Origin of the sequence: Xanthobacter sp. AM11 (assembly GCF_047444035.1) — a bacterium.
Classification (GTDB): Bacteria; Pseudomonadota; Alphaproteobacteria; order Rhizobiales; family Xanthobacteraceae; genus Xanthobacter.
Genome location: NZ_JBLAOA010000001.1, coordinates 2,422,352 through 2,435,879 on the forward strand (window position 1 = coordinate 2,422,352; position 13,528 = coordinate 2,435,879).

The 13,528-nt window shown below is 70.3% G+C and carries 12 protein-coding genes; 4 read left to right on the top strand and 8 right to left on the bottom strand.

All coding sequences use genetic code 11. The features are described from left to right. Positions 1 to 291 precede the first annotated feature (291 nt). Positions 292 to 2,385 (top strand): c-type cytochrome, encoded by a 2,094-nt coding sequence (locus ACI7BZ_RS11200; RefSeq protein ID WP_414117238.1) that lies wholly within the window; start codon positions 292 to 294, stop codon positions 2,383 to 2,385. A 60-nt stretch (positions 2,386 to 2,445) separates the two neighbouring features. On the opposite strand, the gene ACI7BZ_RS11205 is transcribed toward ACI7BZ_RS11200, so the two are convergent. From ACI7BZ_RS11205 to ACI7BZ_RS11240, 8 genes are all read right to left on the bottom strand, one after another. Next, positions 2,446 to 4,071 (bottom strand): MFS transporter, encoded by a 1,626-nt coding sequence (locus tag ACI7BZ_RS11205; RefSeq protein ID WP_414117239.1) that lies wholly within the window; start codon positions 4,069 to 4,071, stop codon positions 2,446 to 2,448. 14 nt (positions 4,072 to 4,085) lie between these two features. Continuing rightward, positions 4,086 to 5,957 carry an amidohydrolase gene (locus ACI7BZ_RS11210; RefSeq protein ID WP_414117240.1) on the bottom strand — a complete coding sequence of 624 codons (1,872 nt, stop codon included), beginning with the start codon at positions 5,955 to 5,957 and terminating at the stop codon, positions 4,086 to 4,088. 16 nt (positions 5,958 to 5,973) lie between these two features. Beyond that, positions 5,974 to 6,252 (bottom strand): XapX domain-containing protein, encoded by a 279-nt coding sequence (locus ACI7BZ_RS11215; RefSeq protein WP_414117241.1) that lies wholly within the window; start codon positions 6,250 to 6,252, stop codon positions 5,974 to 5,976. Positions 6,253 to 6,327: 75 nt separating this feature from the next. After that, entirely contained in the window at positions 6,328 to 7,158 is an 831-nt protein-coding gene (locus tag ACI7BZ_RS11220) for an alpha/beta fold hydrolase (RefSeq protein WP_414119146.1), read from the bottom strand. 179 nt (positions 7,159 to 7,337) lie between these two features. Further along, positions 7,338 to 7,991 carry a hydrolase gene (locus ACI7BZ_RS11225; RefSeq protein ID WP_414117242.1) on the bottom strand — a complete coding sequence of 218 codons (654 nt, stop codon included), beginning with the start codon at positions 7,989 to 7,991 and terminating at the stop codon, positions 7,338 to 7,340. Between the two features lie 190 nt (positions 7,992 to 8,181). Next, positions 8,182 to 8,547: a response regulator transcription factor gene (locus ACI7BZ_RS11230; RefSeq protein WP_414117243.1), complete on the bottom strand. Its 366-nt coding sequence runs from the start codon at positions 8,545 to 8,547 to the stop codon at positions 8,182 to 8,184. A 108-nt stretch (positions 8,548 to 8,655) separates the two neighbouring features. Next, entirely contained in the window at positions 8,656 to 9,279 is a 624-nt protein-coding gene (locus ACI7BZ_RS11235; RefSeq protein ID WP_414117244.1) for a response regulator transcription factor, read from the bottom strand. Then, a complete protein-coding gene (locus ACI7BZ_RS11240; protein WP_414117245.1) occupies positions 9,276 to 10,862 on the bottom strand; it encodes a sensor histidine kinase in 1,587 nt (528 codons plus the stop codon). The genes ACI7BZ_RS11235 and ACI7BZ_RS11240 overlap by 4 nt, the downstream gene beginning before the upstream one ends. A gap of 354 nt (positions 10,863 to 11,216) precedes the next feature. Between ACI7BZ_RS11240 and ACI7BZ_RS11245 the strand changes: the two genes are divergently transcribed. Genes ACI7BZ_RS11245 through ACI7BZ_RS11255 form a run of 3 tightly spaced genes read left to right on the top strand, consistent with a single transcriptional unit; the run spans position 11,217 to position 13,506 of the window. Next, positions 11,217 to 11,936, top strand: a complete 720-nt coding sequence (locus ACI7BZ_RS11245; protein ID WP_414117246.1) for a GntR family transcriptional regulator — start codon at positions 11,217 to 11,219, stop codon at positions 11,934 to 11,936. After that, positions 11,933 to 12,679, top strand: a complete 747-nt coding sequence (locus tag ACI7BZ_RS11250) for an ABC transporter ATP-binding protein (protein WP_414117247.1) — start codon at positions 11,933 to 11,935, stop codon at positions 12,677 to 12,679. The genes ACI7BZ_RS11245 and ACI7BZ_RS11250 overlap by 4 nt, the downstream gene beginning before the upstream one ends. A 20-nt stretch (positions 12,680 to 12,699) precedes the next feature. After that, the gene (locus ACI7BZ_RS11255) at positions 12,700 to 13,506 is read left to right on the top strand and encodes an ABC transporter permease (protein ID WP_414117248.1); all 807 of its coding nucleotides are present in this window, start codon (positions 12,700 to 12,702) and stop codon (positions 13,504 to 13,506) included. The last annotated feature ends 22 nt before the right edge of the window (positions 13,507 to 13,528 follow it).

Here is a 13,528-nt window from a genome sequence, read left to right on the forward strand (position 1 = left end):
GGGACGCGGCCGGGCCTTTTCTGTGCTGTCGCGCCCGCTGCCCGCGCCGCCCCTGCCGGCCGTTCTGGACGCCCTTGCGGAAGCCTCCCGCGGCAGTGTCGCAGCCGGTGCCCGGTTATTCCACGCTTGCGGTATGTCAATGCGTCAGCCCGATGCCGGGCAGACGGTCCGCGCTGTTTGGAAGAAGTCGAGGTCGAATCTGCGGGCCGGGCGTCGCCGTGGCGGCGGTGCCGGTGTCCGCAGGGGCTCCCGTTGCGGGCTGGCCCGGACCCGACGGCGGAGGGCGTGGACATGGACGACAGGGAAACCGCAGGTCGGGGATCACGGTGGCGCACCGTGCTCGGCTTGGCGCTGGGGGCCGCGGTCATCGGCGCCGGCGTGTTCTGGTGGGTGGTCACGCCCCCGCGCATCGAAGATGGCGGCCGGGTGCTGGCGGCGGCACCGGATGCGCAGCTGATCGAGCGCGGCCGCTACATTGCGGAGCTGGGCGACTGCGTGGCCTGCCACACCCGCCAGGGCGGGGCCTTCATGGCCGGCGGCCGGCCGCTGGAGACGCCGTTCGGCGTGCTGTTCTCCACCAACATCACGCCGGACCCGAAGACCGGCATCGGCGGCTACAGCTTCGGGGCGTTCGACCGCGCCATGCGCCAGGGCGTCACCGCCGACGGGACCCACATGTACCCGGCCATGCCGTACCCCTCCTATGCGAAGATGACGGCGGACGACATGTTCGCCCTCTACGCCTACCTCATGAAGGGCGTGGCGCCGGTGGCGCAGGCCAACAAGGCCTCGCAGATCGGCTTTCCCTTCAACCTGCGCTGGTCGCTGGCGTTCTGGAACGTGGTGTTCCTCGACACCCATCCCTTCGTCGCCGACGCGGCGCGCGATGCGCTGTGGAACCGCGGCGCCTATCTGGTGCAGGGCCTCGGCCATTGCGGCGCCTGCCATACGCCCCGCGGCATCGGCTTCCAGGAGGTCGCCATGTCGGACAAGGGGCCGAACGGCGACCGCTTCGTCTCCGGCGCCAAGGTGGAGGAGTGGAACGCGGTCAACCTGCGCGACCTGTGGACCGTGGCCGATACGGTGGAGCTGCTGAAGACCGGCCAGAACCGCTTCGCCACCGTCTCCGGTTCCATGACCGAGGTGATCCACAATTCCACCCAGAACTTCACCGATGGCGACCTGACCGCCATCGCGACCTATCTCAAGTCGCTGCCCACCGAGCACCCGCTGGCGGCCCCGCCGCGGGCGCCGGCGGCCGACGGCATTCCCGAGGCCATGTTCACCACCCGCGGCGGGCTTGCCTATTCGCAGTTCTGCGCCGATTGCCACCGGCTGGACGGCGCCGGTGTCGCCAAGGTGTTCCCGCCGCTGGCGGGCAATCCCTCGGTGGTGACCAAGGATGCCGCGACCCTGGTCCACATCACCCTCACCGGCTGGAAGACGGCGCAGACGCAGGCCTATCCGCGGGTCTACACCATGCCCGGCTTCGCCCGCCTCGACGACCAGGAGGTGGCCGAGATCGTGTCCTTCATCCGCACCAGCTGGGGCAATGCCGCGGCGCCGGTGAAGGCGGAGGAGGTGAAGGCGGCGCGCGCGCTGCTGGACCCCAAGGTGGACATGTCCCGGTTCGAGACGCCCCGCCTTGCCGACCTCCTGAGCGAGGCCAACGCCCCGCAGCTCGTCCGCGGCATGCGGCTGAACACGCAGACCCACACCCTCTTGCCCAACAATGTGGGCAATGTGCTGAACTGCGCCAGCTGCCATCTCAACGGCGGCACGGTGGCTGACGGCTCGCCTTATGTGGGCGTCTCCGCCTTCTTCCCCAGCTATGGCGCGCGGGCCGGCCGGGTGATCACGCTGGAGGAGCGCATCAACGGCTGCTTCCAGCGCTCCATGAACGGCAAGCCCCTGCCCAAGGAGGGCGACGACATGAAGGCCATGGTGGCCTATTTCAACTGGATGAAGGGCATCACCAAGCCCGAGGACAAGGTGGAAGGGCGCGGCATCGGCAAGGTCAGCCAGGACATCAAGCCCGACCCGGACAACGGCAAGCGCATCTACGCCGCCCAGTGCGCCGTCTGCCACGGGGACAATGGCGAGGGGCTGAAGGATGCCGCCGGCAAGTTCGTCTATCCGCCGCTGTGGGGCGACCTGTCCTTCAACATCGGCGCGGGCATGGCGCGCACCTACACCGCGGCGGCGTTCGTGAAACGCAACATGCCCATCGGCTTCCACGAGAAGTTCCCGCTGGGCCAGGGCGGCCTTTCGGACCAGGAGGCGGTGGATGTGGCGGAATATTTCAGCCATATGCCGCGGCCGGACTTCGCGCCCAAGGTGAAGGACTGGCCCAATGGCGGAAAGCCCGCGGACGCGCGCTACTGACGCCATCCGCCCCGTCTGCAGCCCGCAAGGCCGGTGAGCCCCCCTCACCGGCCTTCGCCGTCAAAGCCGGGCGGCGAGGGGCGGGCGGTCGCGGCCGATGAGGTGGCGCACCCGAGGCGGGGCCTCGCCCTGGTGGAAGGCCCGCAGGGCGGCCTGCAAATCGGCGTCCGCATGGGACACGCGGCGGTGCTGGCGCAGGTGCTCGGCCCAGGATTCCACCATGAACCATTCCACCAGAAGCTCGGGGTCGGCGGCGTCCTCGCTGATGCCCCAGGCATAGGCCCCGTCGCGCCGCCGCGCCGCGGCGAGGGCGTAGAGCGCGCGCAGGAAGGCGTCCTGCTCCGCCCGGGGCACGCGATATTCCACCTCCACCAGCACCGGCCCGCGGTCGTTCTCCACCGGCTCGGCCAGCAGCGGCTCCGGCCAGTGCATCGAGGGGGAAAGGTCCGCCTCGCCGGCCGGCAGCGCCACGCGATGGAGCGCGAGGCCGGCCAGCGCGGCAAGGCCGCCGGCCCACAGCAGGGTGGCGGCAAGCCCGATCTGCTGCGCCACCAGCCCCCAGCCGAGGCTGCCCGCCGCCATGGCGCCGTTGAAGACGGTGAGATAGACCGCCAGCGCCCGCCCGCGCACCCAATTGGGCAGGATGGACTGGGCGGTGGCGTTGAGGGTGGTCAGGGCCACGATCCAGGCCGCGCCAAGGGCCACCAATATGGCCAGCGCCAGCCACGGCGGCGGGGCCAGCGCCAGGGCGGCGGTGGCCGCGCCGGTCACCAGCGCCGCGCCCAGCACCAGCCCGTCGGCATCGGCGCGGGACCGCAGGCGCGGCAGCGCCAGCGCGCCGACGATGGCCCCGGCCCCTACCGCCCCCAGCAGCAGGCCGTAATAGGCCGCATCCCCCTTCAGAAGGTCGCGCGCCACCAAAGGCAGCAGCGCCCAGATGGCGCTGGCGAAGGCGAAGAAGCAGGCGGCACGCATCAGCACCACATGCAGCTCGTGGCTGGACCGCGCATAGCGCAGCCCGGCACGGAAGGCGCCGGAAAACCGCTCCTGCAGCTCGTCCCCGGTGCCGGGGGGCCGGCGCCACCACCACAAGGCGGCGATGACCACCACATAGCTCGCCACGTCCGCGCCATAGGTCACCGCCGCGCCGAACGCGGCCAGCAGCACGCCGCCCACGGCCGGGCCGATGGAGCGGGCAATGTTGATGCCGAGGGAGTTGAGCGCCACCGCGCTGCGCAGCTCCGCCCGCGGCACCAGCTCGGGCACGATGGATTGCCAGGTGGGCGCCATCAGCGCCGCCCCCATGCCGCCCAGGAAGGTGAGGGCCACCAGCGACGACACGCTCATCAGCCCGCTGTGCGCCAGCGCCAGCAGCGCCAGGCTCACCAGCGCCAGCCCGGCCTGGATGACCATGAGGAAGCGCCGCCGGTCGAGGATGTCGGAGAGCACGCCGGCCGGAATGGCCAGCAGGAACACCGGCAGCATCCCCGCCGCCTGCACCATGGCCACCGCCGCGGGGGAGGCCGACAGGTCGGTGACCAGCCAGGCGCTGGCCACGTCGCGCATGAAGCTGCCCGTATTGCCCAGCACCGCCGCCGCCCACAGCACCAGGAACACCTTGCGGCGCAGCGGCGCGAAGGCGCCCGCGGGCGCCGGCCGGGCGGGTTTCGATGGCTCGTCGGTCACGCGGGTGGCCTCCTTCAGAATGCCCAGCAGGCGCAGCCGAGGGCGCCGAAGAAGCTGCGCGCATCGGCCACCGGCACGCCGGAGGCCCAGGCGCCGGCATGGGCATGGCCGTGGACGCCGCAGGCGGAGGCGCAGCCGCAGCCGGCGGCGAAGGCATAAGCGCGCCCCTCCGCCGCCCGCTTCTGGTAGCCGCCGAAGCTGCGGGCCGGCGACCAGTCCGGCATGGCCGGCGGCAGATCCGGCGCCAGCGGCCGGAAATCGCCCGCGCCATGCACCGGCACGCCGCCCAGCAGGGTGAGGACGGACGTGATGTCCTGGATGCGGTCGTCGGGCACCGAGAAATAGTCGTCGGACAGGATGGCGAGGTCGGCGAGCTGGCCCGCCTTCACCTGCCCCTTCTTGTCCGGCTCGGCGGAGAACCAGGTGTTGGCGTGCGTCCACAGGGCCAGGGCGCTTTCGCGGTCCACAAGGTTGGCCGGCGGGTAGAGGGGGAGCCCGCCCAGGGTGCGCCCGGTCACCAGCCAGGAGAGGCAGACCCAGGGATTGTAGGAGGCGACGCGGGTGGCGTCCGTGCCCGCGCCCACCTTCACCCCCGCATCCAGCATCCTGCGGATGGGCGGGGTGCGTGCGGCGGCGGCCATGCCGTAGCGCTCGGCGAAATATTCGCCCTGGTAGGCCATGCGGTGCTGCACCGCGATGCCGCCGCCCAGCGCGGCGATGCGCGCGATGTTGCGGTCGGTGATGGTCTCGGCATGGTCGAAGAACCAGTTGAGGCCGGCCAGCGGCACGTCCGCATTCACTTTCTCGAACACGTCGAGGGCGCGCGAGATGGTCTCGTCATAGGTGGCGTGCATCCGCCACGGCCAGCGGTTTTCGGCCAGAAGGCGGATCACCGGCTCCAGGTCGCCCTCCATGTTGGTCGGCAGGTCGGGCCGGGCCACCTGGAAGTCCTCGAAGTCGGCGGCGGAATACACCAGCATCTCGCCCGCCCCGTTGGCGCGGTAGAGGTCGTCCCCCCGGCCGGGCGTCACCTGTCCGGCCCAGGCGGCGAAGTCGGCCAGCTCCTCCTTCGGCTTCTGGGTGAAGAGGTTGTAGGCGATGCGCACGGTGAGCTGCCCGTCGCGGTGGAGCTCCTCGATGATGGAATAATCCTGCGGGTAGTTCTGGAAGCCGCCGCCCGCGTCGATCACGCTGGTGACGCCGAGCCGGTTCACCTCGCGCATGAAATGGCGGGTGGAATTCTTCTGGTATTCGGGCGGCAGCCGGGGGCCCCGGGCCAGGGTCGCATAGAGGATGGTGGCGTTGGGCCGGGCGATCAGGAGGCCGGTGGGGTTGCCGGCCGCGTCGCGCGCGATCTCGCCGCCGGGCGGGTCGGGGGTGTCGCGGCCGTAGCCCACCGCCCGCAGCGCCGCGGCATTGAGCAGCGCGCGGTCGTACAGGTGCAGGATGAACACCGGCGTGTCCGGCGCGGCGGCGTTGATCTCGTCGAGGGTGGGCAGGCGCTTTTCCACGAACTGGTGCTCGGTGAAGCCGCCCACCACCCGCACCCATTGGGGCGGCGGGGTGACGGCGGCCTGCGCCTTCAGCATCTCCATGGCCTGGCCCAGGGAGCGCACCCCGTCCCAGCGCAGTTCCATATTGTAGTTCAGCCCGCCGCGGATGATGTGCATGTGGCTGTCGATGAGGCCGGGAATGACGCGCCGGCCGCCGGCGTCGATGCGCTGCGTGTGCGGCCCGGCATGGGCCATGGCCGCGCTGTCGGTGCCGGCGAGGAGGATGCGCCCGTCCTTCACCGCCACGGCGCTGGCCTGCGGGTTGGCGCGGTCGAGGGTGGTGACCTTGCCGTTGAAGAGGATGAGGTCTGCAATCACGGCTTGCTCGGTCATGGCTCGGCCCCGTGGATCAGGAGTTCGGCGGCGTTTCGGGTGTGTCGGGGGCGGCCGCCTGCCGGCCGGGCAGCTGGCCGAGCACGTGCGCGCCGCAATCGGCAAGGCCGATGGCCCGGGCGAAGCTGTCGCCGGCCATGAGGTTGCGCGCCACCGGAACGATCTGCTCGCCAATGAGGATGCCCAGCAGCCCCACCAGCGCCACCACCGGCGGCGCCGGCGAGCGCACCTGCAGCAGGCTGTAGACGACGCCCACCAGCAGGCCGGCGCCGAGGGAGAGGAGATAGAGCTTCATGCGGCCTCCGCGGCGCGGGCGCAAAGGTGCCCCGGGGCGCCGGCGCCGGCCGCAGGGACCGGCGCCGGCACGGGATCACTGGGTGATGAAGGCGAGGAGGTCGGCGTTGATCACCGGCGCATGGGTGGTGCACATGCCGTGGGGATAGCCGGCATAGACCTTCAGCGTGCCGTGCTTCAGGAGCTTGGCCGAGAGGAGGGCGCTGTCGGCGATTGGCACGATCTGGTCGTCGTCGCCGTGCATCACCAGGGTGGGCACGTCGCAGGCCTTCAGGTCGGCGGTGAAGTCGGTTTCCGAGAAGGCCTTGATGCCATCGTAATGGGCCTTTGCGCCGCCCATCATGCCCTGGCGCCACCAATTGGTGATGGCCCCCTGGGACACCTGCGCGCCCGGCCGGTTGAAGCCGTAGAACGGCCCCGCCGGCACGTCGAGGAAGAACTGGGCGCGGTTGGCGGCCAGCGCCGCGCGGAAGCCGTCGAACACCTCCAGCGGCAGGCCGCCGGGGTTGGCCTCGGTCTTCAGCATCAGCGGCGGCACGGCGCCGATGAGCACCAGCTTGGCCACCCGGCCCGCGCCGTGCTTCACGGTATAATGCAGCGCCTCGCCGCCACCGGTGGAATGGCCGATGTGCACCGTGTTCTTCAGGTCCAGATGCGCCACCACGGCCGCGGCATCGGCGGCATAATGGTCCATGTCGTGGCCGTCGGAGACCTGGGTGGAACGGCCATGGCCGCGCCGGTCATGGGCCACCACGCGGAAGCCCTTCTGCACGAAGAACAGCAGCTGGGCGTCCCAGTCGTCCGAGGAGAGCGGCCAGCCGTGGTGGAACACCAGGGGGCGGGCGTCCTTCGGCCCCCAGTCCTTGTAGAAGATCTCGACGCCGTCGGTGGTGGTGACGCTGGGCATGGGGGGTGTTCCCTTCGTTTCGGCGGGGGTGGTGGCGGCAGCAGAAAGGCTCGGGCCGAGGGCCTGGACACCGGCGCAGAGAAGGGCGGCGGCGGCCCCCAGCTCCAGCACCGCGCGGCGCGAGGGCCGAACGGCGCCATCGGGGGCGGGGGTGTCCGGCGGCGGGGCGGCGGGGCGCATCAATGGCCCTCGGACACGCCGAACATGGACTTGGCGTAGATGATGCCGAGGCCGTAGGCGCCGCCGAACTTCTTGGCGATGCCGGTGGTCATCTCGTAGGTCTCGCCGCGGGCCCAGTCGCGCTGCAGTTCCAGAAGATACTGCAGGGAGGTCATGGGCCGGGCGCCGGCCTGGATCATGCGCTGCATGGCGCGCTCGTGGGCCTCCTCGGAGACGTCGCCGCAGGCATCGGCAATGACATAGACCTCGAAGCCCTGCTCCAGCGCGGACAGGGCCGGGCCGACGATGCACACGCCGGTCCACAGGCCCGCAAGCACGATCCGCGACCGGCCGATCTCGTTGACGCGGGCGATGACGGCCGCATCCTCCCAGGTGTTCATGGAGGTGCGGTCCAGCATGGCCTGGCCGCCGAACGCCTCGGTGATCTCGGAGAACATGGGGCCGGAGAAGCTCTTTTCCGCCACCGTGGTGAGAATGGCGGGCACCTGGAAGCCGGCGGCGGCCTGCGAGATGAGCGCGGCGTTGTTGCGCAGCGCCACGGCGTCGATCGAGCGGGTCGCAAACGACATCTGCGACTGGAAGTCGATCAGGATGAGCATGTGGTTGGCGGGGTCGATCAACCCTCTGCCGGGGGTCGGGGTCGCGGTGGCCATGGGGGATCCTCTCGGGGGTGGTCCGCGCGGATTTGTAGGAACGAGCCGCGGTTCGGAACAATTGGCTCCGGGTGTCGGTCGGGCTGGACCTGCGTATAATCCCCTAGGTGAAACCACGTAGGCGCCCGGCGCCTGGACGCCGCCGGCCGCCATCCCGCCGGCTCGCGGTGCAAGCCGGTCGGCGCATGCTTCAGGCCATCGCCCGCCGCAGGCAGGCCTGCAATTCCTCCGGCACCACCGGCTTGCCCAGATAGGCGATGATGCCGTGGCCGAGGGCCAGCGCCCGCGTGGTCTCGTCGGGATAGGCGGTGACGAGGATGGTGGGCGGCGCCAGCCCGGCGCCGGCGAGGCGGCGGTAGAGCTCGAAGCCGCCGATACCGGGCAGGCGGACATCGGCGATGAGGCAGCTCACCTCCTGCGCCGCGCCGCAGGCGAGGAAATCGCTGGCGTCATGAAAGCCGCGGACCCAATAGCCAAATGCGCCCACCAGGCTGGACAGGGCCGCCAGCGCGGATCTGTCGTTCTCGACGATGGCCACCGTATTCCAAGCGCGCATCCCGTGACCCTCGGCAATGCGTCCTTCGACCGGGGGGCGAGGCGCGGGCCTTGCTGCAAGTTTCGAGACAAGCCCGGTGCGCGGCAATTATGCCGGGGGAGGGGGTGTCTACGCCCTGGAGGTATCCTGGGCGAGCTTGTCGGCCATGCGCACGAGATCCGCAAGGGTCTTGGCCTGCAGCTTCTGCATGATCTGGGCGCGATGCACCTTCACCGTCACCTCGCTGAGCTGCAGGCTGGCGGCGATCTGCTTGTTCATGAGGCCGCTGGCGACGAGGGGCAGGATCTCGCGCTCGCGCGGGGTCATGGCGGCGAAGCGGGCGCGCAGTTCCGCCATGCCGGCGGCGGCGGCGCGGCGGCGGCGGTCCGCCTCGATGCCGTTGTGGACCGCATCCAGCAGGTCCTGGTCGCGGAACGGCTTCATCAGGAATTCGATGGCGCCGGCCTTCATGGCGGCCACCGACATGGGCACGTCGCCATGGCCGGTGATGAACACCACCGGCGTGGCGATGCCGCTGCGCGCCAGCTCCCGCTGCACTTCCAGGCCGCTCGCGCCGCGCAGCCGCACGTCGAGCACCAGGCAGGCGGGAACATCGGGCCGCGCCGCCGCGATGAAGGCCTGCGCCGTCTCGAAGGTGAGCACCGCATGGCCGTCGGACAGCAGCAGGCATTCCAGCGAGGCCCGCACGGACGCATCGTCGTCCACGACGAACACGGCGGATGGCTGGGTCATGAAAGGGTCTCCGGGCTGCCGGGGGAGAGGATGGCGGCGGGCAGCGAGAAATGGAAGATCGCGCCGCGCGGGCTGTTCGCCGTGGTCCACAGGCGCCCGCCGTGCGCCTCCACCACCGAGCGGCAGAACATCAGCCCCATGCCCATGCCGCTGGCCTTGGTGGAGACGAAGGGATCGAAGATGCGCTCGGCCACGTCCGGGGCGATGCCGGTTCCGGTGTCGGCGATGGATACCCGCACCTCGTCGAACGGCTGGCGGCAGGTGTGCACGATGAGGCTGCGCTGGCGGTCCCCCGCGGCCCGGATGGCATCCACGGCATTCTCCAGCAGGTTGGACAGCACCTGGCGCAGCTGCACCGCATTGCCGATGACGGGCGGCAGGTCCGCGGCGAGGTCGGCGCCGATGGCCACGCGCTCCAGCCGGGCCTCCGGCTCCACGCCCCGCAGGGCCTCGCGCACCAGGGCGTTGAGGTCGATGGGCATGCGCTCCTGCGCGCCTTTCATGAACATGGTGCGGATGCCCGACACCACCTTGCTGGCCCGGTGGCCGTCATCGACGATGCGGCGCAGGGCGGCGGCGGCCTTGTCGAGGTGCGGCTCCCCCTTGGCCAGCCAGCGCACGCCGGCATCGGCATTGGTGATCATGCTGGCCAGCGGCTGGTTGATCTCGTGGGCGATGGATGCGGACAGGGCTTCCATGGCCGTCAGCCGGTTTGCGCGCGCCCGCCGCTCCGCCGCCGTGGTGCGCGCCAGCCGGGCGTAGACCGAGGTGGTCTCGGAAACCAGCACCAGCAGCACGATGCTGGCGGCGGCAAGGCCATAGAGCCGCCCCGCCCACCACCCCAGGCTGAGGCGCACGCCGGCGCTGAGATAGGACAGCAGCAGCAGTTCGATGACCAGGGAGAACAGGACGAGGCACACCCAGATGTCGAGGGCGGTGCGCCGCCGTGCCAGCAGCATGGCCATGGCCGCGCCATAGAGCACCAGCGCGGTGGCGGGCACGTGGCGCCACAGGTCGGTGACATTGTGCGCATCGCGCATGAAGCGCGGCAGCGCATCGGACCGCTCAATCACCAGGCCGAAGGCGAGGCCCGCGACCGCGCATACCGCCAGGATGCTGCCGAGAACCACGCCCCCGGCCCGCCGCCGGCCCGATCCGGCGACCGGTGCGAGGGCATAGCCCAGCACGAACAGCGGGAAGCCGATGCGCCGGATGGCAGCGACCGTGGCGGTGACCTGCCCGCCGAACTCCAGCCCCAGCGCCGCGAACACGCCGGGAAAGGATAGCGCCCAGAGCGGAATGGTGAGGGCGGTGAACAGGTAGCCGCAGGCGAGAATCAGCACCGCCGGGGAGCGCTGCACATTGTAGAGGGCGAACAGCAGGGCGCAGGTGATGGTTTCCAGCACGAAGGTGGCGGCCGCATAGGCGGGCACGATCCCTTCGGTGCCGCGGGTGGCGATGCGGGCATAGGGGGCGGTGGCGATGAGGGCGGCCAGCAGGGCCGCCGACACCGCCAGCACGAGCAGCGCCTGGCTGCGGGTGGGCCGCGGCGGGGAAACAAGGTGATCGGCCCGGTCCGGCATCTTTGCTCCACGGCCCCGGCGCGGGGCCTCCCCCATGGTGCGCCGCCCGGTGGACGGGCGACAGGCGCATTCGCGGACATCGCCCCCTCAGGCGGCGCAGAGCCGGCCTCGCTTATGGCCGGCTGCGGCGCTGGGATGCTGTGCATGTTCTGGTGAGATGCTCACCAGAACATGCCTGCAAACGTGGCAGAAGCATTATTATATAATTGAAATTACGCAACATTTCTGAATGGTGCCGTGATGCTTCTTTGATCTTGAGGCGCCCATGGGCTCTTTGTAGGCTGCTCACAGCGGTCATGAGGAGTGATCAAGGTGGCAGGCAAGCAAGAGCCGTCGCGGACCGGAGCCGGGGGAGTGCTGGAGGTTCCCAGCACCACCCTCAAGGGCAACCAGGCCTATGAGATGCTGCGGCGGGAGATCGTCGCCTGCCGCATCCTGCCCGGCACCCGCTTCACCGAAGCCGAGCTGATGGAGCGGCTGGACCTGGGCAAGGCGAGCTGCCGCATCGCCCTGCAGCGCCTGATCCAGGACGGCTTCGTCTCCTCCATGCCGCGGCACGGCTACCGCGTCACCCCCATCACCGTGAAGGATGTGGAGGAGGTGTTCGCCCTGCGCGTGGTGCTGGAGCCGCTGGCGGCGCGCGGGGCCGCCGGGCGGGTCAACCGCGCCCATCTGGAGCGGCTGGAGCAGGCCTGCCGCGGCAAGATGCCGGGCGACGTGGGAAACCAGATCGACTTCTTCCTGGAGGCCAACCGCAGCTTCCACATGGCCATCGCCGAGGCCGCCGGCAATCCGCGCCTGTGCCGCATGCTCTCGGGCCTGCTGGACGAGATGACGCGCCTCGTGGCCCTGGGCTTCGGCGTGCAGCGCGTGCGTCCCAACATCGACAACGACCACACCCTTATCATCGAGCATCTGGTGGCGGGCGACGCCGACGCCGCGGAAAAGGTGGCGCGCCGGCATGTGGAGACCTTCCGCGAGATGACCATGGAAAAGGTCATCGCCAGCCTGCGCGATTCCGCCGCCGTGGTGCCCGTGGGCCGGCCGTCCGACGTGGCGGGGGGCGAGCGTTGAGCACCGTCCGCCTGGAGGGCGTGGGCAAGAGCTTCATGCGCCGCGACGGCGCGCAGCTCGAAGTGCTGCGCAACATCAACCTCGATGTGCCGCCGCGCTCCATCGTCGCCATCGTGGGGGCCTCGGGCTGCGGCAAGAGCACGCTCCTCAACATCGTGGCCGGGCTGGTGCCGCCGGACCAGGGCTGCGTCTTCCTGAACGACGTGCGCTCGCGCGATTTCAAAGACTGGCGGTCCATGGCCTACATGTTCCAGGAGGACCGGCTGTTTCCCTGGCGCACCACGGCGCAGAACGTGGCCCTGGGCCTGGAGGCGGCCGGCGTGCCGCGGGGCGAGCGGCGCGAGCGGGTGATGCAGGTGCTCGCGCTGGTGGGCCTTGAGAAGTTCGCCGACGCCTTCCCCCACGAACTGTCCGGCGGCATGCGCTCGCGCGCCGCGCTGGGGCGCAGCCTCGTCATCGAGCCCACCATCCTGCTCATGGACGAGCCCTTCTCCAAGCTCGACCCCTCCATCCGCGCCCAGATGCACGACGAGGTGCTGCGCATCGCCGGCCTCAAGGCGATGACGGTCATCTTCGTGACCCACGACGTGGAGGAAGCGGTGGTGCTGGCCGACCAGATCGTGGTGTTGCACCCGCGGCCCGGCCGCGTGCGCGAGACGCGCCCCGTGGGCCTTGCCTATCCGCGCAACCCGCTGTCGCCGGAGGTGGCCGAGGAGGTGCGCCTCCTGCGCCTCAGCCTGTGACCTCACCCGAGCCCCCTGCCGTGGCGGACCCCTTCATGCAGCGCACCCACAAACAGATGGCCCAGGATCGCCGGTTGCGCCTTTTCGGCCTGCGGCTCCTCCTGCTGGCGGTGCTGCTCGGCCTGTGGCAGCTGGCCTCCATCGGCACGCCGGCCTTCATCCTGCCGGGCCCTGCCCGGGTGTGGTCGGCCTGGAGCAGCCTTGTCGCCACGCCCGGTTTCTGGAGCGATTTCGGCATCACCTTCTATCGCATCTGCGTGGGCTTCCTCATCGCCGCGGTGGTGGGCGGCGTGCTCGGCATCGTCCTGGGCGCGAGCCGGACGCTGGGCGAATTCTTCGAGCCGGTGCTGGTGGTGATCAACACGGTCTCCTCCTCCATCTGGGCCATCTTCGCCCTCATCTGGTTCGGCCTGTCCAACTGGAGCACCATCTTCGTGGTGTTCATGACCGCCATGCCGCTGATCCTGACCAACGTGTGGCAGGGCACGCGCACCGTGAACCCGGAGTTCGTGGAGCTGGCGCAGACCTTCCGCATGTCGCGGGGCAAGGTTCTGCTCAAGATCTATCTACCCACAATTCTTCCCCTCTTCTTCGCCGGCGCCCGCCTTGCCTTCGGCTTCGGCGCCCGGGTGAGCATCGTGGCGGAGACGCTGGGGGCGTCGAGCGGCATCGGCTATCGGCTGCGGCAGGCGGCAGACCTCGTGCAGACCGACCAGGTGTTCGCATGGACCCTGACTCTGGTGGCCCTGATGATCGCCCTGGAATCCATCGTTCTAAAGCCTCTCGAAAGGCATCTGTTCTCGTGGAGGGAACGGCAGTCCCGGTGAACAGCCGGAATGCGTGACGCGC